The sequence below is a fragment of the Pseudomonas sp. H9 genome, assembly GCF_004353925.1.
Lineage (GTDB): Bacteria > Pseudomonadota > Gammaproteobacteria > Pseudomonadales > Pseudomonadaceae > Aquipseudomonas.
On sequence record NZ_SMOK01000021.1, the window covers coordinates 103,605 to 126,580 of the forward strand.

21 protein-coding genes are annotated in these 22,976 nt (G+C 60.0%); 10 read left to right on the forward strand and 11 right to left on the reverse strand.

All coding sequences use genetic code 11. The features are described 5' to 3' along the window. Positions 1 to 56: 56 nt before the first annotated feature. The 4 genes from E1573_RS16630 to E1573_RS16645 all read right to left on the reverse strand — a co-directional run bounded on the left by E1573_RS16630 (position 57) and on the right by E1573_RS16645 (position 3,411). Complete coding sequence (locus tag E1573_RS16630) at positions 57 to 1,274, reverse strand: SAM-dependent methyltransferase (protein WP_133215633.1); 1,218 nt, start codon at positions 1,272 to 1,274, stop codon at positions 57 to 59. 149 nt (positions 1,275 to 1,423) lie between these two features. Next, positions 1,424 to 2,041 (reverse strand): TPM domain-containing protein, encoded by a 618-nt coding sequence (locus tag E1573_RS16635; RefSeq protein ID WP_133215635.1) that lies wholly within the window; start codon positions 2,039 to 2,041, stop codon positions 1,424 to 1,426. Between the two features lie 27 nt (positions 2,042 to 2,068). Then, a complete protein-coding gene (locus tag E1573_RS16640) occupies positions 2,069 to 2,809 on the reverse strand; it encodes a YgcG family protein (protein WP_133215637.1) in 741 nt (246 codons plus the stop codon). Continuing rightward, positions 2,809 to 3,411 carry a LemA family protein gene (locus E1573_RS16645; protein WP_133215639.1) on the reverse strand — a complete coding sequence of 201 codons (603 nt, stop codon included), beginning with the start codon at positions 3,409 to 3,411 and terminating at the stop codon, positions 2,809 to 2,811. The genes E1573_RS16640 and E1573_RS16645 overlap by 1 nt, the downstream gene beginning before the upstream one ends. Positions 3,412 to 3,595: 184 nt before the next feature. On the opposite strand from E1573_RS16645, the gene bglX reads away from it, so the two are divergent. The 6 genes from bglX to E1573_RS16675 all read left to right on the forward strand — a co-directional run bounded on the left by bglX (position 3,596) and on the right by E1573_RS16675 (position 11,776). Next, positions 3,596 to 5,887 (forward strand): beta-glucosidase BglX, encoded by a 2,292-nt coding sequence (gene bglX, locus E1573_RS16650; protein ID WP_133215641.1) that lies wholly within the window; start codon positions 3,596 to 3,598, stop codon positions 5,885 to 5,887. Between the two features lie 60 nt (positions 5,888 to 5,947). Further along, a complete protein-coding gene (locus tag E1573_RS16655; protein ID WP_133215643.1) occupies positions 5,948 to 7,699 on the forward strand; it encodes an ATP-binding protein in 1,752 nt (583 codons plus the stop codon). Further along, on the forward strand, positions 7,699 to 9,024 hold the full coding sequence (locus tag E1573_RS16660) for a sigma-54 dependent transcriptional regulator (RefSeq protein ID WP_133215645.1): 1,326 nt from the start codon (positions 7,699 to 7,701) through the stop codon (positions 9,022 to 9,024). The genes E1573_RS16655 and E1573_RS16660 overlap by 1 nt, the downstream gene beginning before the upstream one ends. 173 nt (positions 9,025 to 9,197) lie before the next feature. After that, entirely contained in the window at positions 9,198 to 10,517 is a 1,320-nt protein-coding gene (locus E1573_RS16665) for an MFS transporter (RefSeq protein WP_133215647.1), read from the forward strand. Between the two features lie 246 nt (positions 10,518 to 10,763). Then, positions 10,764 to 11,051 carry a hypothetical protein gene (locus E1573_RS16670; RefSeq protein ID WP_133215649.1) on the forward strand — a complete coding sequence of 96 codons (288 nt, stop codon included), beginning with the start codon at positions 10,764 to 10,766 and terminating at the stop codon, positions 11,049 to 11,051. A gap of 113 nt (positions 11,052 to 11,164) precedes the next feature. Beyond that, positions 11,165 to 11,776, forward strand: a complete 612-nt coding sequence (locus E1573_RS16675) for a flavin reductase family protein (RefSeq protein WP_133215651.1) — start codon at positions 11,165 to 11,167, stop codon at positions 11,774 to 11,776. A gap of 1 nt (position 11,777) precedes the next feature. Here E1573_RS16675 and E1573_RS16680 read toward each other — a convergent pair whose 3' ends face one another. Then, entirely contained in the window at positions 11,778 to 12,008 is a 231-nt protein-coding gene (locus E1573_RS16680; RefSeq protein WP_133215653.1) for a hypothetical protein, read from the reverse strand. A gap of 38 nt (positions 12,009 to 12,046) precedes the next feature. After that, positions 12,047 to 12,355: an antibiotic biosynthesis monooxygenase family protein gene (locus tag E1573_RS16685; RefSeq protein WP_133215655.1), complete on the reverse strand. Its 309-nt coding sequence runs from the start codon at positions 12,353 to 12,355 to the stop codon at positions 12,047 to 12,049. Between the two features lie 202 nt (positions 12,356 to 12,557). Between E1573_RS16685 and E1573_RS16690 the strand changes: the two genes are divergently transcribed. Further along, positions 12,558 to 13,466: an AraC family transcriptional regulator gene (locus E1573_RS16690; RefSeq protein WP_133215657.1), complete on the forward strand. Its 909-nt coding sequence runs from the start codon at positions 12,558 to 12,560 to the stop codon at positions 13,464 to 13,466. A gap of 68 nt (positions 13,467 to 13,534) precedes the next feature. Here E1573_RS16690 and E1573_RS16695 read toward each other — a convergent pair whose 3' ends face one another. Both E1573_RS16695 and E1573_RS16700 read right to left on the reverse strand, forming a co-directional pair. Continuing rightward, the gene (locus E1573_RS16695; protein ID WP_371925175.1) at positions 13,535 to 14,974 is read right to left on the reverse strand and encodes an aldehyde dehydrogenase family protein; all 1,440 of its coding nucleotides are present in this window, start codon (positions 14,972 to 14,974) and stop codon (positions 13,535 to 13,537) included. After that, positions 14,971 to 16,608: a 5-guanidino-2-oxopentanoate decarboxylase gene (locus E1573_RS16700; protein WP_133215659.1), complete on the reverse strand. Its 1,638-nt coding sequence runs from the start codon at positions 16,606 to 16,608 to the stop codon at positions 14,971 to 14,973. Before E1573_RS16700 ends, E1573_RS16695 begins: the two co-directional genes overlap by 4 nt. Before the next feature lie 114 nt (positions 16,609 to 16,722). Between E1573_RS16700 and E1573_RS16705 the strand changes: the two genes are divergently transcribed. After that, positions 16,723 to 17,622, forward strand: coding sequence for a LysR substrate-binding domain-containing protein (locus tag E1573_RS16705; protein WP_133215661.1), 900 nt, complete (start codon positions 16,723 to 16,725; stop codon positions 17,620 to 17,622). Positions 17,623 to 17,669: 47 nt separating this feature from the next. Here E1573_RS16705 and E1573_RS16710 read toward each other — a convergent pair whose 3' ends face one another. Both E1573_RS16710 and E1573_RS16715 read right to left on the reverse strand, forming a co-directional pair. Next, the gene (locus tag E1573_RS16710) at positions 17,670 to 18,284 is read right to left on the reverse strand and encodes an NAD(P)-dependent oxidoreductase (protein WP_133215663.1); all 615 of its coding nucleotides are present in this window, start codon (positions 18,282 to 18,284) and stop codon (positions 17,670 to 17,672) included. Positions 18,285 to 18,314: 30 nt separating this feature from the next. Beyond that, positions 18,315 to 19,199: an MBL fold metallo-hydrolase gene (locus E1573_RS16715; protein WP_133215665.1), complete on the reverse strand. Its 885-nt coding sequence runs from the start codon at positions 19,197 to 19,199 to the stop codon at positions 18,315 to 18,317. A 104-nt stretch (positions 19,200 to 19,303) separates the two neighbouring features. Here E1573_RS16715 and E1573_RS16720 point away from each other — a divergent pair, with 104 nt between their 5' ends. Together E1573_RS16720 and E1573_RS16725 are read left to right on the forward strand one after the other, a co-directional pair. After that, positions 19,304 to 20,212 carry a LysR family transcriptional regulator gene (locus E1573_RS16720; RefSeq protein WP_133215667.1) on the forward strand — a complete coding sequence of 303 codons (909 nt, stop codon included), beginning with the start codon at positions 19,304 to 19,306 and terminating at the stop codon, positions 20,210 to 20,212. A 432-nt stretch (positions 20,213 to 20,644) separates the two neighbouring features. Beyond that, a complete protein-coding gene (locus E1573_RS16725) occupies positions 20,645 to 22,048 on the forward strand; it encodes an MDR family MFS transporter (RefSeq protein ID WP_133215727.1) in 1,404 nt (467 codons plus the stop codon). A 50-nt stretch (positions 22,049 to 22,098) separates the two neighbouring features. Here the strand turns inward: E1573_RS16725 and E1573_RS16730 are convergent, their stop codons facing one another. Continuing rightward, positions 22,099 to 22,731, reverse strand: coding sequence for a TetR family transcriptional regulator (locus E1573_RS16730; RefSeq protein ID WP_133215669.1), 633 nt, complete (start codon positions 22,729 to 22,731; stop codon positions 22,099 to 22,101). Positions 22,732 to 22,976 lie beyond the last annotated feature (245 nt).

Consider the following 22,976-nt stretch of genomic DNA (forward strand, 5'->3'; position numbering starts at 1 on the left):
ATCGCGGGGCAAGCCCGCTCCCACACTCTGTGGGAGCGGGCTTGCCCCGCGACGCTTCAAGCTGGAATCAAACCATCGGCCCGCAACAGGGTCTCCAGGCAATGCACGTTGACCCCATAGAATGCCTTCAGCTGCTGAATCTTCTCCAGCAGCGCTGTTGAATCCCCCGGCGCCTTGCGCTTCACCGCCAGGATCATCTTGTTCTTGTTGGTGTGTTCCAGCGAGATAAACTCGAACACCTTGGTCTCATAGCCACAGGCCTCCAGGTACAAGGCGCGCAAGCTGTCGGTGAGCATCTCGGCTTGTTGCCCCAGATGCAGCCCGTATTGCAGCATGGGCTTGAGCAGGCCTGGGCTGTGTAATTGCGGGCGAATCTGTTTGTGGCAGCACGGCGAACACATGATGATTGCCGCACCGCAGCGAATACCGGTGTGAATTGCATAATCGGTGGCGACATCGCAGGCATGCAGGGCGATCATCACCTCAATGGCGCTGGGCACCACGCTGCGTACATCGCCGCACTCGAACACCAAGCCCGGATGCTCCAGGCGCGCAGCAGCCGCATTGCACAGTTCGACCATGTCCGGACGCAACTCCACACCGGTGACCTGAGCCTCACGCTGCAGGGTGTTACGCAGATAATCATGGATCGCAAAGGTCAGGTAGCCCTTGCCTGAGCCGAAGTCGGCCACGCGCAACGGCTGATCGGCGGCCAATGGTGCCGAATTCAGGGCATGGGAAAACACTTCGATGAATTTGTTGATCTGTTTCCACTTGCGCGACATGGCAGGGATCAGCGCCTGCTGCTTGTCGGTGACGCCCAGGTCATGCAGGAACGGACGGCTCAGTTCCAGGTAGCGTTTCTTCTCCCGATCATGCTCCCCCGCTGCTGCCGCGCGCGCCTGCTGCACAGCGTTGCGGTGAAACATCGGCTTGCCCTTCTTGCTGAATTCCAGCTGTGCTTCGTCGCTCAGGCTCAGCAGGTGAGCGTTGCGGAACGAACCCGGCAACAGCTCGGCAATCAATGCCAATGCCTCTTCATTAGGCAGGTTGCGGGTGATGTCGCGGGTCTGGTAGCGGTAAACCAACGACAAGCAGGCCTGACCTTTGACGGTCAAGGGCTTGGCGATAATCTTCTGCAAGGCTTCTTCAGTACCGACATGGCGCGCCAGCACCAGCTTGATCAGCGCGTTTTGTTGCAGGCTGGTGGCGAGCAGGCTCAGAAATTGCGCACGCGCATCCGGCGCAGCCTGGGCGGTGGGGGAATCGGACATCGGGAGTGGGTGCCTCGGATTGACCACGGTAGGAGCGGGCTTGCCCCGCGATTGCGATTTCACTGAAACACCGCGATCGCGGGGCAAGCCCGCTCCTACCGGAGGTTGAAAATTAGGCTGAGGATTTTACGTGGAGGAGCGTGCCCCGCTCAAGCCAGAACGACCAAGCGGTTGGGCAGTTCATTGCGTTCGTGGGTCAAGGGCACATGCTGGCTGAGCAATTCGCCGCAGGCCTCGATGCAGGTGACAAAGCCCTGCAAGGTCTGGCCTTCGCGTACTTGCTCGGTAAAGCGCTGGACGATGCTCTCCCACACCTGATTGTCCAGACGCCGGGAAATCCCTTCATCCACCAGAATTTCCACATAACGCTCAGCCTCGCTGACAAAAATCAGTATCCCGGTGCTGCCTGCCGTGTGATGCAGGTTCTGCTCCAGAAACTGACGCCGGGCCAGGTTCGACGCACGCCAGTGCCGAACGGTACGCGGAATCAAGCGGGTGGTCAGCACCGGCAGGCGAAACAGCAGACACAACGCGATAAAGGTTAGCCATTGAGCGATGAGCAAACCATCAACACTCAACCAACCGCCCAGGTAATACACCGCACCCGGCACTACCAGGGCCAACAGGCTGGCCCACAGCAAGGGAATATAGGCGTAGTCGTCGGCGCGGGTGGCAAGCACCGTAACCAACTCGGCATCGGTGCGCCGCTCGACCTGAGCGATGGCCTCGGCAACTTGCCGCTGTTCATATTCACTGAGCAATGTCATGCCCTGAGTCTCTCCCTGATTAGTGTTTTACCAGCCACCGGAGGAACCTCCTCCACCGAAGCCACCACCACCGCCACTGAAGCCACCGCCACCACCGCCTCCACCAAAACCACCATAGCCACCGCCGAAACCACCACCCATGCCGCCGCGGCCACCGCGCCCGCTTCCGCCCAGCCCCATGGATTGTAAAGCGAAGACCACGATAATCAGCAGGACAAACAAGCCAACAGACCAGGCTGGCGCGCCCTCTTCTCCCCCACCGCTCTGTGCCCGGGAAGGCTCTGCCAATGGGTTACCACCCAGCACCTGCAAGATGGCCGCCGTGCCCTGAACAATGCCCAGGCTGAACTCGCCGCGGCGAAACGCGGGCGTCATGATGCCATTGATGATCACAGAAGCCTGGGCATCGGTCAGGCGTTCTTCCAGGCCATAGCCGACTTCGATGCGCAGCTTGCGCGCCTGCGGCGCAACGATCAACAGCGCACCGTTATCCTTGCCTTTCTGGCCAATCCCCCAATACCGCCCCAGCTGGTAACCAAACTCTTCGATGGGCAGGCCCTGCAGATCATTCACCGTGACCACCACCACTTGCTCGCCGCTGGCCTGTTCATGGGAGGTGAGCATCCGTTCAAGTTGCGTGCGACTACCGGCGTCCAGCAAATTGGCGTTATCCACCACCCGGCCGGTCAACGCCGGAAAGCTCACCTCGGCCCGTAGTGGCGTGACCATCAACCACGCCAGCAGGAGCGCCCACTGCAACAGCCGCATCAGAATTTCACTTCAGGGGCTTTGTCGGCATCGGCGGCCGTGGCCTCGAAGTTCTCCCGCACCGGCAGGCTGCTGTACATCAGGCTGTGCCAGATACGCCCAGGGAAGGTGCGAATCTCAGTGTTGTAGCGCTGAACGGCGGCGATAAAGTCCTTACGGGCCACGGCAATACGGTTTTCCGTGCCTTCAAGTTGCGACTGCAAGGCCAGGAAATTCTGATTGGACTTCAAGTCTGGGTAGCGTTCGGACACCACCATCAGCCGGCTCAGTGCCCCGGTCAGTTGCGCTTGCGCCTGCTGGAACTGCTGCAACTTCTGCGGGTCGTCCAGGGTGCTGGCATCGACCTGGATCGACGTAGCCTTGGCCCGCGCTTCAATGACCGCGGTCAGGGTTTCCTGCTCCTGTTTGGCATAGCCTTTGACGGTTTCCACCAGGTTGGGGATCAAGTCGGCGCGGCGCTGGTACTGGTTCTGCACCTGAGCCCAGGCAGCTTTGACCTGCTCATCGTAGTTAGGAATGTTATTGATCCCGCAACCGGCCAGCAGGCTGCCCAACATCATTACCAACCACAGCCTTACGCCCTTGAACTGGATGACCTGCATAGTAGTTGTTCTCCTTGATCAGCGTGAATCATTGAACTTGAGGCATAATCCGTCACCGCCGCTGGCTCGTGACCGCCCATTTGGCTAAAAGATGCCCCAGCAAACTACAACAATAGCCGCTTACCCAACTTCGGCTGGGCAGTATCACCGTGAATACTGCCTTGGGCCTTGAGAACAGAACTACATGAACAAGCTGTGTTTGCTGGGCCTGGTCGTCAGCCTGGCCAGTCACTCGGCCTTTGCCGATACCTCTGCTGATCCGTTGAAGACCAAACAGGCGTTCATCGCCGACCTCATGGGCCAGATGACCCTGGATGAGAAGATCGGCCAGTTGCGCCTGATCAGCATCGGCCCGGAAATGCCCCGTGAAATGATTCGCAAAGAAATCGCTGCTGGCCGAATCGGCGGCACCTTCAACTCGATCACCCGCGCCGAAAACCGTCCCATGCAGGACGCTGCAGGCCGTAGCCGCCTGAAGATCCCGATGTTCTTCGCCTACGACGTGATCCACGGCCACAGGACGATTTTCCCTATCAGCCTGGCCCTGGCTTCGAGCTGGGACATGGACGCCATCGCCAAGGTCGGCCGCGTTTCGGCCCTGGAGGCATCCTCCGACGGCATCGACATGACCTTCGCACCGATGGTCGATATCGCCCGCGACCCACGCTGGGGCCGCACCAGTGAAGGTTTCGGTGAAGACACCTACCTGGTGTCGCGCATCTCCAAGGTCATGGTCGAGTCGTTCCAGGGCAAGAGCCCGGCAGAAGCCACCAGCCTGATGGCCAGCGTCAAACACTTCGCCCTGTACGGTGCGGTGGAAGGCGGTCGCGACTACAACACCGTCGACATGAGCCCGACGAAGATGTTCAACGACTACCTGCCACCCTACCGCGCGGCGATTGACGCCGGTGCCGGTGGCGTGATGGTTGCGCTGAACTCGATCAACGGAGTCCCGGCCACCTCCAACACCTGGCTGATGCACGACCTGCTGCGCAAAGACTGGGGCTTCAAAGGCGTGACCGTCAGCGACCACGGGGCGATCACCGAGCTGGTGCGCCACGGCGTCGCCCGCGATGGTCGTGAAGCGGCAAAGCTGGCGATCAAGGCCGGCATCGACCTGAGCATGAACGACTCGTTGTACGGCGAAGAGCTGGCCAGCCTGCTCAAGGCCGGCGAAATCAACCAGGCCGATATCGACAATGCCGTGCGTGAAGTCCTCGGTGCCAAGTACGACATGGGCCTGTTCGCCGATCCATACCGGCGTATCGGCAAGGCCAGCGATGACCCAGCCGACACCTATGCCGACAACCGCCTGCACCGTGCCGAAGCCCGCGACGTCGCACGCCGCAGCCTGGTACTGCTGGAAAACCGCGAACAAACCCTGCCGTTGAAAAAGTCCGGCACCATCGCCCTGGTCGGCCCGCTGGCCGATGCGCCAATCGACATGATGGGCAGTTGGGCCGCTGCCGGCCGCCCACACCAATCGATCACTGTACGTGAAGGCATGCGCCAGGTACTCGGTGACAAAGCCAAGGTGATTTACGCCAAAGGCTCCAACGTCACTCACGACAAAGCCATTCTCGACTACCTGAACTTCCTCAACTTCGATGCCCCGGAAATCGTCGACGACCCACGCCCGGCCGCCGTACTGATCGATGAGGCGGTCAAGGCGGCAAAGCAGTCCGATGTGGTCGTGGCGGTGGTTGGCGAATCCCGTGGCATGTCCCACGAGTCGTCGAGCCGTACCACCCTGGAAATCCCGGCAGCCCAGCGCGAACTGATCAAAGCCCTGAAAGCGACCGGCAAACCACTGGTGCTGGTGCTGATGAACGGTCGCCCGCTTTCGCTGACCTGGGAGCGTGAACAGGCAGACGCCATTCTGGAAACCTGGTTCAGTGGTACCGAAGGCGGCAATGCCATTGCTGATGTGCTGTTTGGCGACTACAACCCGTCGGGCAAGCTGGCCATTACCTTCCCGCGTTCGGTCGGCCAGATTCCGATGTACTACAACCACCTGAGCATCGGCCGTCCGTTCACCCCCGGCAAACCTGGCAACTACACCTCGCAGTACTTCGAAGAGCCGAACGGCCCGCTGTATCCCTTCGGCTACGGCCTGAGCTACAGCGAATTCAGCCTGTCGCCGCTGACCCTGTCGAGCAAAACCCTGAAAAAAGGCCAGACCCTCGAAGCCAGCATCAAGGTGAAAAACACCGGCAAGCGTGACGGCGAAACAGTGGTACAGCTGTATGTACAGGACATCGCTGCGTCGATGAGCCGCCCGGTCAAAGAGTTGAAGAACTTCCAGAAGGTCATGCTCAAGGCCGGTGAAGAACGTACCGTGCGCTTCCAGATCAGCGAAGACGACCTGAAGTTCTACAATACCCAGCTGCAGTGGGCGGCCGAACCTGGTGAGTTCAATGTCCAGGTCGGGCTGGACTCCCAGGCGGTACAGCAGCAGCGATTCGAACTGCTGTAAACCATTGCCAAGCGTCAAGGGAAGGCCAGGAGGCCTTCCCCCTCTGCCGGGATCTGCACCATGCCTTATTCATTTCGCGCCCTGCGTCTGGGGCTGATCATCTTCTTCATTCTCGCCGGCACATTGCTTAGCGCAGGCTGGGCCATGCACCATGCCAAGCGTCAGTCGATGGTCGAGGACGCGGCGCGGGCCAATCAACAGTTGGGCCTGTACGCTACTTCGCTGCATACCTTGATCGAACGCTATCGTGCCCTGCCCGCTGTACTGGCCCTGGATCCGGAACTGATCAGTGCCCTCAGTGGCCCCGTCAGCGCGCCGGTTCAAGATGCCCTGAACCGTAAGCTTGAACGCATCAATGGTGCGGCCAATTCATCGACCCTGGAACTGCTGGACCACACCGGCCTGGCAGTGGCCGCGAGCAACTGGCGCCTGCCCAGCACCTATGTGGGGTCGAACTACGGATTTCGCCCCTACTTCAAACAGACCAAAAGCCAGGGCAGCGGACGTTTCTATGCGATTGGCGTGACCAGCGGCGTGCCGGGCTATTTTCTTTCCAGCGCCGTGCAGGATGAGAGCAAGCGTTTTCTCGGCGCCATGGTGGTGAAGCTGGAGTTCCCGGAACTCGAACGCGAGTGGCGCCAGGGCAGCGATGTGCTGCTGGTCAGCGATGCTCGCGGCATCATTTTCATCGCCAACCAGGACGGTTGGCGCTACCGCCACCTCAAGCCTTTGACCCCTGCTGATCGAGCCGAACTGGCGGTCACCCGCCAGTACGACAAGCAACAGCTGGTGCCGTTACAGCATCAGGTACTCAGCCGCTTCGATGACAACAGCCACTTGATGCGCGTTCAGGGCCCGGAAGGTAATACTGAGTACCTGTGGGAAAGCTTGCCGCTGGAAGCCGAAGGCTGGACTTTGCACCTGCTGCGCAAGCCGCACGTCAGCGACGACGGGCGCAACGCCGCCCTTACCGCCGCCGCTGTGTGGCTGAGCCTGGTCTTCGCCTTGTTGTTCATCAGCCAGCGCGTGCGCCTGTCACGCTTGCGCCAGCGCAGCCGCGAAGAACTCAAGCGTCTGGTCGAGGAACGTACCCGCGACCTGCGCACTGCGCAGGAAGGGCTGGTGCAGTCGGCTAAACTGGCAGCCCTTGGGCAGATGTCGGCAGCGCTGGCCCATGAGATCAATCAGCCGCTGACCACCCAGCGCATGCAATTGGCTACCTTGCGTCTGCTGCTCGACAACCAGCGTTACGAGGAAGCAACTCAAGCACTGGAGCCGCTGGAGCAGATGCTCACGCGTATGGCCGCACTCACCGGACACCTGAAAACCTTCGCGCGCAACAGCCCCAGCGGTTTACGCGAGCGCCTGGATCTGGCCACGGTGGTCGATCAGGCGTTGCAACTGCTCGATACGCGAATTCGCGCCGAGCAGGTCAAAGTGTCCCTGTACCTGGCGCGCCCGGCCTGGGTGCGTGGTGACGCCATTCGCCTGGAGCAGGTGCTGATCAACCTGCTGCGCAACGCGCTGGATGCCATGGCCGGAAAAAGCTACAAGCGCCTGGAAATCCGCATCGAAGCTGAGGCCGATCAATGGCGCCTGAGTGTGCTCGACAGCGGTGGCGGCATCGCCGAAGAACACTTGGCCAATGTCTTCGACCCCTTCTTTACCACCAAGCCCGTGGGTGAAGGGCTGGGGCTGGGCCTGGCGATTTCCTATGGCATCATTCATGAGGCTGGCGGGCGCCTTTCGGTCGATAATCAACCGGGCGGTGCCTGTTTCAGCCTTACCCTGCCCTGTGATCTGGAGCCTTGATGTTCAATTCGGTAATGGTCGTCGACGATGAAGCCAGCATTCGCACTGCGGTCGAGCAGTGGCTGAGCCTGTCTGGCTTCAGCGTGCAACTGTTCAGCCGTGCCGAAGACTGCCTGAGTCAGTTACCTGAGCATTTCCCCGGGATAATTCTCAGTGATGTGCGCATGCCCGGCATGGACGGCCTGCAATTGCTTGAGCAACTTCAGGTGCGAGACGCCGACCTGCCGGTGATCCTGCTGACTGGCCACGGCGATGTACCCATGGCGGTCGAAGCCATGCGTAACGGCGCCTATGATTTTCTGGAGAAGCCCTTCAGCCCGCAGAGCCTTTTGGCTAGCCTGCGCCGCGCGCTGGAGAAACGCCAACTGATCCTGGAAAACCGCCGCCTGCATGAGCAGGCCGACCTCAAGGCGCGCCTGGAACTGAACCTGCTGGGTATGTCGCACGGCATGCAGCAGTTACGCCGACAAGTGCTGGACTTGGCCAGCCTACCGGTCAATGTCTTGATTCGGGGTGAAACCGGCAGTGGCAAGGAGCAGGTTGCACGCTGCCTGCACGAATTCGGCCCGCGGGCGGGCAAACCCTTTGTGGCGCTCAATTGCGCTGCGATTCCCGAGACACTGTTTGAAGCCGAATTGTTCGGCCACGAAACCGGTGCCTTCACAGGAGCCCAGGGCAAGCGCATTGGCAAACTTGAGTACGCCAACGGCGGCACAGTGTTCCTCGATGAAATCGAAAGCATGCCCCTGGCCCAGCAAGCCAAATTGCTACGGGTGTTGCAGGAACAGAAACTGGAACGCCTTGGCGCCAACCAGAGCATCAGCGTCGATCTGCGCATCATTGCCGCCACCAAGCCCGACCTGTTGGAGGAAGCGCGCGCTGGACGTTTTCGCGAAGACCTGGCCTACCGCCTTAACGTCGCCGAATTACGCCTGGCGCCATTGCGTGAACGACGCGAAGACATTCCCTTGCTGTTCGAGCACTTTGCCCGCCAGGCAGCCGAGCGCATCGGCCGCAGTGCACCTCAGCTCAGCGCTGCGCACCTGGGGCGCTTGCTCAGCCACGACTGGCCCGGCAATGTTCGTGAACTGGCCAATGCTGCAGAACGTCACGCCATGGGCCTGGGTGAACCAGGCGCTGCTCAGGTTGAGCCAGGGCAATCACTGGCTGCCCAGCAAGAAGCGTTTGAAGCCCAATGCCTACGTGCTGCTTTGAACCGACACAAAGGCGAAATCAAGGCGGTCATGGAAGAGCTGCAACTACCCCGGCGCACACTCAACGAGAAAATGCAGCGCCACGGCCTGCTACGCGAAGACTTTCTCTGACCCCAATAAGCGGATTTTTGCCTATCGCCATTGCGACGGTAGGCGGATTTCCGCTCACCCAACTCTGGAAACCCTTCTAAACCGGGCCTTCAGCACCTGGCACAGCTCCTGCTATAGCCCTGGCAGGCTGCGTTTCGGCGCGCTCCACAAAAACAACTATGAAGGTCCCTTCGATGGATAACTCCACCACCCTGCCAGCCGGGGCGGCCATTGCGCCAGCCGCGGAAAAAACCACCCGAAGCCGACTCAAGTCGATTTTCAGCGGTTCGATCGGCAACATGGTCGAATGGTACGACTGGTATGTCTACGCCGCATTTTCGCTGTACTTCGCCAAAGCCTTTTTCCCTGCCGGTGACACCACTGCACAGTTGCTGAACACGGCCGCCATTTTCGCCGTGGGCTTTTTGATGCGCCCGATCGGTGGCTGGCTGATGGGTATTTACGCCGACCGCAAAGGCCGCAAGGCTGCGCTGATGGCCTCGGTACTGCTGATGTGCGCAGGCTCGCTGGTCATCGCCCTGACCCCTGGCTATGAAACCATCGGCGTTGCCGCGCCGGTGCTGCTGGTTATCGCCCGCTTGATGCAAGGCCTGTCGGTCGGTGGCGAATACGGTACCTCGGCCACCTACCTCAGTGAGATGGCAACCAAGGAGCGCCGCGGCTTCTTCTCCAGCTTCCAGTACGTGACCCTGATCTCCGGTCAGCTCATTGCTCTGGCCGTGCTGATCATCCTTCAGCAGACCCTGACCACAGAGCAGCTGTATGCCTGGGGCTGGCGCGTACCGTTCGTGATCGGCGCGCTGTGCGCAGTCGTCGCCTTGTACCTGCGTCGTGGCATGGAAGAAACCGCTTCCTTCACCAAGAAAGAAAAGTCCAAAGAAAGCCTGATGCGCACCCTGATGCGCCATCCCAAGGAACTGGCGACCGTGGTCGGCCTGACCATGGGCGGTACCCTGGCCTTCTATACCTACACCACCTACATGCAGAAGTACCTGGTGAACACCGTTGGTATGAGCATCAGTGATTCGACCACCATCTCGGCGGCGACCCTGTTCCTGTTCATGTGCCTGCAGCCGATCATCGGCAGCCTGTCTGACAAGATTGGCCGTCGTCCGATCCTGATCGCCTTCGGTGTTTTGGGCACCCTGTGCACCGTACCGATCCTCACCACCCTGCACACCATCCAGACCTGGTGGGGCGCGTTCTTCCTGATCATGGCGGCGCTGATCATTGTCAGCGGCTACACCTCGATCAACGCCGTGGTCAAAGCTGAGCTGTTCCCAACCGAAATCCGTGCGTTGGGCGTTGGCTTGCCGTATGCGCTGACCGTTTCGATCTTCGGCGGTACCGCTGAATACGTGGCGCTGTGGTTCAAGAGCATCGGCATGGAAACCGGTTTCTACTGGTACGTCACTGCCTGTATTGCCTGCTCGTTGCTGGTGTATGTGTTCATGAAAGACACCCGCAAGCATTCGCGGATCACTACCGACTGAGGCTTGGCCTGAAGTACCCCAAGGGGGCGTCCAGCAATGGGCGCCCCTTTTTCATTTCTATCGCGGGGCAAGCCCGCTCCCACAGGCGCTTTCTCAACACCTGTGGGAGCGGGCTTGCCCCGCGATTCATATACATCTAATAAATCGATTTTTATACGCTATTTTTTGCGCTTTTTAATCAATTTTATCGGCGTAATATCAAACCCATAGAAACAAGCAACCCCTCACAACCCCGGAGCAACGACCATGAAAAGCAAACTGATCCTGACCCTGGCCTTCTCGGTACTGGCTGCCAACGCTTTCGCTGAAGACGGCTTCGACCGCACCAACAGCCACAACTTCGGTGCCGTACAAACCCAGTCAGCCACCTATGCAGAAGATGGTTTCGATCGCACCGGTGCTGCCAAATTCGCTGAAGACGGTTTCGATCGCACTGGCGGCGCCAAATTCGCTGAAGATGGCTTCGACCGCACCGGCGGTGCCAAATTTGCCGAAGACGGTTTCGACCGCACTCAGGCCCATCGCATCAGCTAATCCCTGATACGACGCAGTCAGCCCGGCCTCGGCCGGGCTTAATCGTTTTCAGCCGGGCAAAGCCTTGGCACACTAGGCGCTTACTCACAGGGAAGGCCGCAAGGCCAGCGCAGATGTACTACTACGAACCCGCAAAAGGCCACGGCCTGCCTCACGACCCGTTCAATGCCATCGTCGGCCCACGCCCTATCGGCTGGATATCCTCCCAGGACAGCGACGGGCGCCTGAACCTTGCGCCTTACAGCTTCTTCAATGCCTTCAACTACATTCCGCCGATCATCGGTTTCTCCAGCGTCGGGCGTAAAGACAGCCTGAACAACATCGAGCAAACCGGCGAGTTCGCCTGGAACCTGGCCACCCGCCCGCTGGCTGAGGCGATGAACCAGAGCTGCGCAGCCGTCTCACCTGAGGTGGACGAATTTGCCCTGAGCGGCCTGACGCCAGTGGCGTCGAAAGTCATCGCGGTGCCGCGTGTGCAGGAAAGCCCGGTGTCCTTTGAATGCAAGGTGACGCAGATCATTCAGCTACAGCGTGCTGACCAGCAACTGGTACCGAGCTGGTTGATTCTGGGTGAGGTGGTAGCAGTGCACATTGCCGAACATCTGCTTAAGGACGGCATCTACGATACCGCTGCCGCGCAGCCGATTCTGCGCGGCGGTGGGCCTGCGGACTATTTCGAATTGGGTAATCTGTTCAAGATGCCTCGCCCGCAGGTCAAAGGCTGACTCACCAGACCAGTTCAGCGTCGTCGCTGACGTCTTTGAGGCGCTCAAGCTCGGCACAGGCAGCTTCATCTGCGGCCAGTGCCGTTTTGAAGGTCTGCCCGTCGAGCACCTTGTGAAAACGCGGTGCCCCCGTGGCGCCCAGGCCTTTCACGGCGATTGCCGCGTTGTAGCCCTCTTCACCCCGTACTGCTGCCGATACGGCCTCAAACTGCGCAAACTCTTTACGTGCCATGTGCCTCAAACCCACATCAATTGCCTGAAAACGCCATTCTACCCTGTGCAAGGGTCGGCAAAGGTATGCAGGTCGAGACTGGCCAGCACTTGGGCTTGAACCAACTCACCGAACAGGTCGAGCGTGGGCGAGGCAAAATAGCCGCTCATGGCCTGCTGATCGCTCCACAAACCACTCAGCAACCACAGGTCGGCATCGGCCTGAGACTGCTGCAAGGTAAAGCGCAGGCAGCCGGGAGCCTGCCGCGAGGGTTCGAGCAATTGACGCAAGCGTTCGCCCAGTTCGACGGAACGACCGCTGCTGGCCCGGATGAAAGCAAGGTGGGTGACCGGTTGCGAAGTGGCCATGCGCAGTTCTCCTGAAGCCGCCAGTGGTAATTGCCAGATTGCACAGGTTAGGCGACCCCTCGCGCGCGCCGTTAGGCTATTCCTGTCAGGCACTTGCCTGATCCTGCGCGCGACAGGATCAGGCAAGCAGACGACAGCATCCGGCTAGCGCCGTTGCTTGCACAAACCTATGCTGCACACATCCTCTTGCGGAAACCGTGCAATGCCTACTCTCGACCCTGCCCTGGAACAACAACGCCAGGAGCTGGCAGACCTGGTGCGTCGCCATGCACCACGCAGCCTCAGCGGCGAATCCGCCATCGAAGACCTGTTCTTGGTGCAATACGAAGAAAGCGTGCGCTCTTTTCCAACCCTGGCCCAACCCGCCTTGTGCATCCTTGCCCACGGTAGCAAGGAGATCTGCCTGGGTGATGAACGCTACGTGTACGATCCGCTGCACTACATGGTGCTCTCGGTCGCCCTGCCAATCAGTGGTGTGCTGCTCGAAGCCAGCCCGGAAAACCCAAGCCTCGGGGTACGCTTGAACATCGATCCGGCACAGATCAACAGCCTGATCGCCGAAGCCGGTCCCATGGGTGTTCCGACGCTGCCTTCAGGGCGCGGGCTGTATGTAGAACGCACGGATCCCTTGTTGCTCGATGCGTTGCTGCGCTTGATACGCCTACTCGACACCCCCAAAGACATCACAGTACTGGCACCGCTGATCCGGCGTGAAATTCTCTACCGTTTACTGCGCGGGCCGCAGGGCTATCGACTGTATGAAATAGCCATGGCCAGCAGCCAGACCCACCGGGTCTGCCAGGCGATTGAATGGATCAACAAGCACTTTCATCACCCCTTGCGCATCGACGATCTGGCCAAGGCGGTCAACCTGAGCAGTTCAACCCTGCACCATCGGTTCAAAGCAGTGACCTCCATGAGTCCGTTGCAGTATCAAAAGCAGTTGCGCTTGCAGGAAGCGCGGCGATTGATGCTCAACGATGGGCTGGAGGCGGCGGTGGCGGGGTATCGGGTGGGTTATGAAAGCCCGTCGCAGTTCAGCCGGGAGTACAGCCGCTTGTACGGTGCACCCCCAGCGCGGGACTTGGCGCGGTTGCGTAGTGCTTTTTGATAATCGCGGGGCAAGCCCGCTCCCACCGGTTGAAAATCTGTGGGAGCGGGCTTGCCCCGCGATCAGTTTTACAACGCACTCACCACATGCTTGATCTCTTGGAAGGCGCTCAGCCCCCAAGGCCCAAGCTCGCGCCCAATGCTGCTCTGTTTGTAACCGCCCCAAGCGGTCTGCGGGAAGATAACCTGGGGCGCGTTGATCCACACCAATCCGGCCTGCAAGGCATTGGCTACTCGTTCTGCAGCCTGGTGGTCAGCGCTGACCACACTGGCCACCAAGCCGAATTCGCTGTCATTGGCCAACGCCACAGCTTCAGCTTCACTGACCACCGAACGCACACACAGCACCGGGCCAAAAATCTCTTCACGCCACAGGGCGCTGTCCAGCGGTACATCCGTGAACACCGTCGGGCTGATGAAGTATCCGCAGGGCAACGTTGATGGTCGGGTACCGCCGCACAACAGCCGTGCACCCGCTTCCATCCCAGCGGCAATGTGCTTTTGTACACGCTGGTACTGGAGCCGGTTGACCAAGGCGCCCATCTCACTCTCACCGGCAAACGGATCACCGACCTGAATGGCCTCGGCGCGGGCCTTAAGACGCGCAATAAAATCCGGGTACAGCGTTTCTGCCACCAACACCCGGCTGGTCGCCGAGCACATTTGCCCGGCGTTGAAGAAACCGCCCATACAGGCCAGCTCCACCGCCAGCTCAAGGTCGGCCGCCTCCAGCACCAGCATGGAAGACTTGCCCCCCAATTCCAGGCTTACGCCCTTGACCGTCTCCGCCGCCCGCTGCATGACCTGCACACCCACCGCATTGCTGCCGGTGAATGACACCTTGGCCAGCCGAGGATCAGCCGCCAGGGCTGCGCCTACCGCAATCCCGGTGCCGCAGACCAGGTTGAACACACCGTCAGGCAAGCCACATTCAGCGATGATGCTGGCCAGTTCCAGCTCCGCCAACGGCGTTACTTCCGAAGGTTTGAGTACCACGCAGCAACCGGCCGCCAGCGCCGGTGCGAGTTTCCAGGCGGTGGTGACCATGGGGAAATTCCACGGCACGATCAGACCGACCACACCACACGGCTCACGCCGTAGGCGCGCGACAAACGCGTCGCTGGGCAGCAGTACTGCGCTGTCCTGCCCGGCATCCAGCGTGTCGGCAAGCTCTGCGTAGTAACGGAAAGTCGCGATGACATCGTCGACATCCATCTGCGCTTCGGCAAGCGGTTTGCCGTTGTTACTGGCCTGCAAGAACACCAGGCGCTCACGCCGTGCCTCGACACCGTCGGCAATTACCCGCAACAACGCCGCGCGTTCAGCACTGCGGGTTGCCGACCAGCCAGCGAACGCATCTTGAGCCGCCTGGGTGGCACGCGCCACCGCTGCACCATCACCACCGGCCACCTGCGCCAGCAGCTGCTCATTGCTCGGGTTGATCACTTCCAGCAGTTGCGGGCCGTGCTGCCAGGTTCCTTCAATGTAAACACCTGCGAGGGACATCATGCCGGCACCGCCTGCATCCAGCTGTTCTGGTCAACTTCGATCAGACTTGGGCCTTTGCGCTCACACGCCTGACGCAAGGCGTCACGCAGTTGCTCGATATTGCCCACCGCTTGGGCTACGCAGCCCAGGGCCTTGGCAACGCCGATGAAATCCGGAGTATGGATGTCTACGCCAACTGGCTCGATGGCACGGTTGACCATGTACTTCTTGATTTCTTCGTAGCCTTGGTTGTTCCACAGCAGCACAATCAGCGGCACCTGCGCCTCCGTGGCGCTGGCCAGTTCCGGCAGGGTGAACTGCAAGCCGCCGTCACCGATCAGGCACACCACCGGGGCGCGGTCTTCAATGGCTTCAGCGCTACCCAACCAGGCGCCCATAGCCGCCGGCAAGGCGTAGCCCAGGGTGCCATAGCCGGTCGAGGCATTGAACCAGCGGCGAGGCTGATCCATGTCCAGGGTCAGGTTGCCGGTGTATACCGGTTGCGTCGAGTCACCGACCAGCACCGCGTTCGGCAGGGTTTCGAGCACGGTTTTGAGCATGCGTGTCTGGCTGTGCATCGGCAGATCCCAGTCGGCGAGCAAGCGTTCACGCAGACGAGCCGCACGGCTTGTGCCCCACTCGGCACCGCGTACCGGTGCAGGCTGCTCGGCCAGAGCGACCAGCAGGGCCTGGGTAGCTACCGTGGCATCGGCTACCAAGGCCATCTCTGGCGGGTAATTGCGGACGGTCTGATCCGGGTCGATGTCGATGCGCAGCAAGCGCCCCGGGATCTCGAAGCCACCTTTGAAGGTGACGTCGTAATCGGTCTCGGCCAATTCCGTGCCGATTGCCAGTACCACGTCCGCTTCAGCCACCAGCTCGCGGGTTGCCACCAACGACTGCGTCGAACCGATCTGCAAAGGATGGTTCGCCGGTACAACGCCCTTGGCATTGATAGTCAGCGCCACCGGTGCCTGCAGGTACTCCGCCAGACGGATCAGTGCAGCGCTGGCATCGATCGAACCACCACCGGCAAGGATCAGCGGGCGTCGTGCATTGGCCAGCGCGGCGGCCATTGCTGCCACGGGCGCTGGAGCGGCGCCTGCGCGGGCTATACGGACAGGTGCTGAGGCCAGCAGGTGATCAGCGTCTTCAACCAGCACGTCCAGTGGGATTTCGATGTGCACCGGACGCGGACGCGCGCCGTCAAACACGGCGAACGCACGGGCCAGTACCATCGGCAGGTCATCAGCGCTCATCAAGGTGTGGGAAAACGCAGCGACACCCGCCACCAGGTTACCTTGGGCAGGCAATTCATGCAGTTTGCCGCGCCCACCACCCAACTGGTTACGCGACTGTACGCTGGAGATCACCAGCATCGGAATCGAGTCGGCATAGGCCTGCCCCATGGCCGTGGTGATATTGGTCATCCCCGGGCCGGTAATAATGAAGCACACGCCAGGCTTGCCGCGCGTGCGTGCATAGCCATCAGCCATGAAGCCAGCGCCTTGCTCATGGCGCGGTGTGATATGACGGATAGAGGAACGTGCCAATCCGCGGTAGAGCTCGACGGTATGCACGCCGGGAATTCCGAAGACATGGTCTACACCATAACCTTCAAGGAGTTTTACCAGTACTTCACCGCAAGTTGCCATGTTCGTCTGCCTGTTATTGTGCTGAAAACAGGCTTTATTGGACCGCTGCCTCGCTACCGGCACAATGCAAAAAAGCTCATACTAGCCATGTCTACAGATCATGGCTCAAACCCAATGAAACGCCTGCCGCCACTTCCCGCCCTGCACACATTTCTGGTCACTGCCCAGTGCTGCAACTTCACCCGTGCGGCGCAGTTGCTGCACATCACCCAAGGAGCGGTGAGTCGGCAGATTGCCGGGCTTGAAGAGCATCTCGGCTATCCGCTGTTCCTGCGCCAGGCTCGCGGCCTGAGCCTGACCCGCGAAGGCCAGGATTGGCTGCCACGGATACAGCAGGTGTTCGCCTTGATTGAGGAAGGTGTACAGCAGGTCGGCGCACGCAGCGCCACCTTGCAACTCAAGGCACCGACCTGTGTGATGCGCTGGTTGTTACCGCGCTTGATGGAATGGCAGGCGTTGCGCCCGGACGTCCCGGTAGAACTCACCACTACCGTGCAGCATGGCGTGGACTTCCGCCGCGAAGCGTTCGATGCCGCAGTGGTGTATGGCGCGGCCCCCAATCATGGTTTACACACGCTCAAATTGTTTGACGAGCAACTTACGCCCGTCTGTGCCCCACAATTGCTGAGCGGCCCTGTGCCTTTGCGGACGCTGGCGGACCTTGAGCAACACATGTTGCTGCACCCGACCCGTGACCAACTCGACTGGAGCGTCTGGCTCAGTGCAGCCGGTGCCAGTCTGCCCCGACAAGGCAAAAGTCAGCATTTCGAGACGCTGGACATGGCCATGTCGATGGCCTCGCAAGGCACCGGGGTGGCGATCGGTGACTGGTCGCTGATCGGCGATGACCTGGCTTGCGGGCGCCTGGTCACCCCCTTCCCGCTCAAGGTCAATACTGGCAAGGCCTATTACTTGGTCTGGCCGCAGGGTTCAGGTTCATCAAACTTGCAGGAATTGCTCACCTGGCTGCAGCAGCGGGCTGTAGGAGCGGGCTTGCCCCGCGATGCGATATGACTGGTACACCGCTATCGCGGGGCAAGCCCGCTCCTACAGGAAGTCGGTCAGTAGCCGACAGTGAAGCGCTGGCGTGAATGCGCCGGTTTTTCCACCTCGTCGAGCATGGCGATGGCGTAGTCGGCAAAGGTAATCCAGCTCTTGCCATCGGTGCCGATCAGCAGATGGTCCTTACCGGCCTGATAGCGGCCAGTGCGTGGCCCCTCAACAAACTCGGCCGACGGTGACAAGAAGGTCCAATCCAGCTCCTTTTCCTGACGTAAGGTATCGAGGTAATGCCCACCGGCACTGGCCTCGGCTTTGTACGCGTCAGGAAAGTCCGGGCTATCGATCACCTTGTGCCCAGACGGCAACAGCAAGCTGCCCGCCCCGCCGACCACCAGCAGACGCTTGATCCCGGCACGCTTCACCGGTTCGATAATCGCCTCAGGCTTGATGCTGGAGAAATGTGCCGCGCTGAGCACCACGTCGTGTCCGCTCAGGGCCCGCTCCAGCGCAGCCGCATCACTGACATCCAGCGCAACCGTAGTCACCCCTTCACGGCCATTCAACTGCGCAGGGTTGCGCGCAATTGCAGTAACGCTGTGGCCACGGCGTAGAGCCTCTTCCAACAACTGGCTACCGGCACGACCCGTTGCCCCGATGATTGCGATCTTGCTCATGGAATACCTCCAGTCAGGATTGAATGTCACTTACCACTTCATCTCGCCCTTGGCGACCTTGGCACTGAGCTCCAGTGAGCTTTCGTCACCCAGGGCCGGGTAGCGTTTCTTCATTGCCGCGATCAATTCAGCAGCGTTGCCGGCGCGGGCGGTTTCTTCGTCAAAGGCCCGGATGTAGTTCGCCGTGAAGCGCACGGCTTCAAGCGCTTCGCCAGGCTGGCCCAGGTAATGACCAGGCACCACTCTGTTTGGCTTGAACGATGCAATGCGTTGCAGGGTGGCCAACCAATCGGTGTGTGATTGCGTCGTCTGCGTGTCAGCCATCCACACATGCAGGTTGTCGGCGACCACTACGCCGCCGACCACGGCTTTGAGGGCTGGAATCCAGACAAAACTGCGGTCCGGTTGCGGGCCATCGAGACCAACGACGTCCAGCGTCTGGCCTTCAAGTTTCAACTGATGACCTTGTAGCACCTGCGGCACGATCAGTTTCGCCGGTTTGTCCGCGCCCATTTGCGGCCCCCAGAAGGCCAGCTTGGCGTCCTTGGTTTGTTGGATATGGGCAACAGTCGCGGCAGAGGCCACGACTTTGGCGTGCGGGTAGGCCTCGGTCAGGGTGTACAGACCGAAGTAGTAATCCGGATCGCCATGGCTGATGTAAATGGTGGTTAGCTGCTTGCCGCTGCTTCGCAGTTTCGCCAACACCTGTTCGGCCTGCCCTTTACCAAACTGGGCATCGACCAGAATCGCGTCTTTCTCACCGCTGACAATCACCGAACTGACCGGGAACAAGGCATTGCTGCCTGGGTTATAGACATCCAGGTGCAACGGCTGCTCGGCGGCGTGCGCTTGAGCCAATACACCTAATGTGGCCAAAGCCAGTAACAATCCGCGCAGGGAAAATGAACGACGCATCAAGGCAATTCCTGTGACCGATGAAGTGCACACAGCTTAGTTGCACGAACCAATACAAAAAATGCGATGCTTGACACTAGTTTGTTTCTAAAAGTGGGCAAATCATGGATCGACTGACTGCCATGCGCGTTTTCGTCAGTGTCGTTGACCTCGGCAGCCAGTCGGCCGCCGCCGAGCACCTGGACTTGTCGCGCCCTGTGGTGTCCCGTTACCTGGCCGAGTTGGAAGACTGGGTCGGTGCCCGCTTGATGCAACGCACCACCCGGCGCTTGAGCCTGACCGCCGCAGGTCAGGAAACACTGCCACGCTGTCGGCAGTTGCTGGAGCTGGCCGGCGACCTGCAACAATCCGTCCGGGCCCCCGACGAAGCGCCACGCGGCGAACTGCGCATCAGCGTCAGCACCTCGTTTGGCCAGGCACAGCTGATCGATGCTATCGCTGCGTATGTCAAACGCTACCCTGGGGTAAAAGTCGATCTGCAAATGCTCGATCGCACTGTCAATCTGGTAGATGAGCGCATCGACCTGGCCATTCGCACCAGCAATGACCTGGACCCCAACCTGATCGCCCGCCGCTTGAGCGTGTGTCGCTCGGTCATCTGTGCCTCTCCTGCTTACTTGCGGGAACATCCAATGCCAATGCAGGTTCAGGATCTGGCGCAGCATAACTGCCTTACGCATTCTTACTTCGGCCGCAACCTCTGGCACTTCGAGGTCGCTGGCGAAACGCACTCGGTGGCGGTGCAAGGCACCATCAGCGCCAACGAAGCCATGAGCCTGCAACGCGCGGCAATAGCCGGTGCCGGGATTGCCATGCTGCCAACCTATCAGGCCGCCGCAGCCCTGAGCAGTGGCGAACTGGTGCGCCTGCTGCCCCAAGCCAAGCCGCAAGAACTCAACCTCAACGCTGTGTACACCTCACGCAAGCACATGCCAGCCACCTTGCGCAGCATGCTCGATTTTCTGGCAGAGCGTTTCACTGCAGAACCGCAGTGGGATCGCGGCCTGCTCTAGTCAAGCGCGCCAGCCAAAGCTGACCTATGCTTTTAATAGCACGTGTGTGTGCGGGCAGAAGGAGGTGAGCATCATGACCCTCAAATCAAGACGATGTGCTGTGGTCTTTGCCATCGCTGCTGTCCTCGGGCTCTATGGCACTGCCGCTTACCGGGTCGAAATGGCGCGTCACCAGCCCTATTCGGCAGCCAGTTGCAGCCTCGCCCACTGCGTGCCACACACTGCAACCCTGAGCGCTTTGAGGTAGGCGTCAGTGCAGTAGGAACTGCTGCTGACGCATTAATTGACGCAGACGCTTAGCAAGCTATCGAGTACACTGACCAGCACTTGCTTCCGCAGCACAAGCCTGCGGGATAACCCTGCCCTTCGAGCTGGCCCGTGACGCAACTCAATACTCCGCAACCGGTCCTGCGCAGCGTGTTGGTTGCGTTGATGCTGGCGATTTTTCTCGGTGCGCTTGACCAGACGATTGTCGCCGTATCGATGCCGGCGATTTCCGCCCAATTCAATGATGTTGGCCTGCTGGCCTGGGTCATCTCCGGCTATATGGTCGCCATGACCGTGGCCGTGCCGATCTACGGCAAGCTGGGCGATTTGTACGGCAGGCGGCGGATGATTCTCACCGGCACCGCCTTGTTCACTTTGGCATCGCTGTTCTGCGCGCTGGCACAGAACATGGAGCAACTGGTGCTAGCGCGGGTGCTGCAGGGCATTGGTGCTGGCGGTATGGTGTCGGTCAGTCAGGCGATTATTGGTGACTTTGTGCCGCCGCGTGAGCGCGGCCGCTATCAAGGTTACTTCAGCAGTATGTACGCGCTGGCCAGTGTGGCTGGCCCGGTGCTCGGTGGTTACCTTACCGAATACCTGTCGTGGCGCTGGGTGTTCTGGCTGAACTTGCCTTTGGGGCTGACCGCCTGGTGGGTAACCCGCCGCGCACTGCGTACGCTGGTGGTGCCACAGCACCAGGCCCAGGTCGATTACCTGGGGGCGGCATTGTTGATTTTCGGTTTGAGCAGCTTGATGCTGGGCATCACCCTGATCGGTCAAGGGCACGCCTGGTACTCTTCTGAAGTCACCGCACTGCTGGCCTGTGCGCTGGTAGGGCTAGTGATTTTCGTCCTTCATGAGCGCCGCGCAGCAGAACCCTTGCTGCCACTCAAGCTGTTCGCCAACCCGGTCGCAACCCTGTGCTGGTGCACGCTGTTCTTCACCAGCTTCCAGGCGATTTCCCTGACCATGCTGATGCCGCTGCGCTATCAGAGCATCACCGGCGCCGGTGCCGACAGCGCCGCCCTGCACTTGCTGCCATTGGCGATGGGCTTACCGATCGGAGCCTATTGCGGCGGTCGCCTGACCAGTTTCACCGGGCGCTACAAGCCACAGATTCTGGCTGGTGCCTTGCTCATGCCGTTTACCATCGTCGGCATGGCCTTTACCGCGCCGCAGTCAGTCTGGCTCAGCGGGCTGTTCATGATCCTCACCGGAATCGCCTCGGGCTTGCAGTTTCCAACCTCACTGGTAGCCACCCAAAGTGCAGTAGAAGCAAAAGATATCGGTGTAGCCACCAGCACCAGCAACCTGTTCCGTTCGCTGGGGGGCGCGATGGGGGTGGCGTGCATGTCGGCGCTGTTACTGGCCATGCTGCAGGGCGCAGACCTGAGCCTGACGGCCGATACCCTGCTCGGTAGCCTCAAGGCCGGGGAACCCACTGCGCAAGCGCAGGCACAATTGCTCGACACCTTCCGCAATCTGTTACTGGGTAGTGCTATGGTGTCGCTGTTCGGTCTGACAGCCGCGTTAGCCTTGCCGGATCGGCAATTACGCGGCCGCATGTAGGTGATTTCCAAAGGCTGTGGAAACAATTCATCACAAACCTTCACAAAGTCTCATTTGCGCAAGGCCGGGCTCAAGCGCAGCATATCCAGCCCGGTATCAACCCAACGCTCAGCGTCACCCAACAAATCGAAGCTTTCCGGCAGCAGCAACCAACGGCGAATCAGGCCGTCTATATAGGCAAAGATCGCCAGCGCCGCACGCTCGGGATCGACATCCGCCGGCAATTGCCCGCGATTGACTGCATTGCTCAGCGACAACGCGATATTGGTATGACATTCCACCGTTGAGGTTTGCCGCTGCTGGCGGATCTCGCACATATCATCGGTGAACTCGCATTTATGATGCAGAATTTCATTGATACGACGGGTTTTCGGATCAAGCACCAGCTGGTGCATCAACTGGACCAACAGCTTGCGCGTACAGCCAAGCGGATCAACTTCATCTTCGCTTTCGCTGGCTCGGGCCAAGGCGTCCAGCGGCTCGCGCAAGCTTTCGAGCATGGCCTCGACCAGTTCGGCCTTGTCGTTGAAGTGCCAGTAAATGGCCCCGCGGGTAACGCCCGCCAGCTTGGCGATATCCGCCAAGGTGGTACGCGCTACCCCGCGCTTATAGAAGGCCTTTTCCGCAGCTTCAAGAATCTGGGCGCGGGTTTCCTGGGCTTCTTCTTTGGTTCGACGGACCATGGCAGTACGACCTCATCAAACCCGGGGACACGTTTGAACACCCGGGAGCTGAGCCGGATCAACCTTTAACAAGTTGTTACCGGCGATAGTAGATTCAAGGCTTGCGGCGGCTTGGAGCATCGTCCGCAAGGTATTTACAAACAACCATGAATGTAAGTATATTCCTTAGCAAGCTATTTATCCACTCGACAACATTTTTTATATTCATACCCTTTCCATTTATTCTTGAGCGTCTTCAGCTCTTG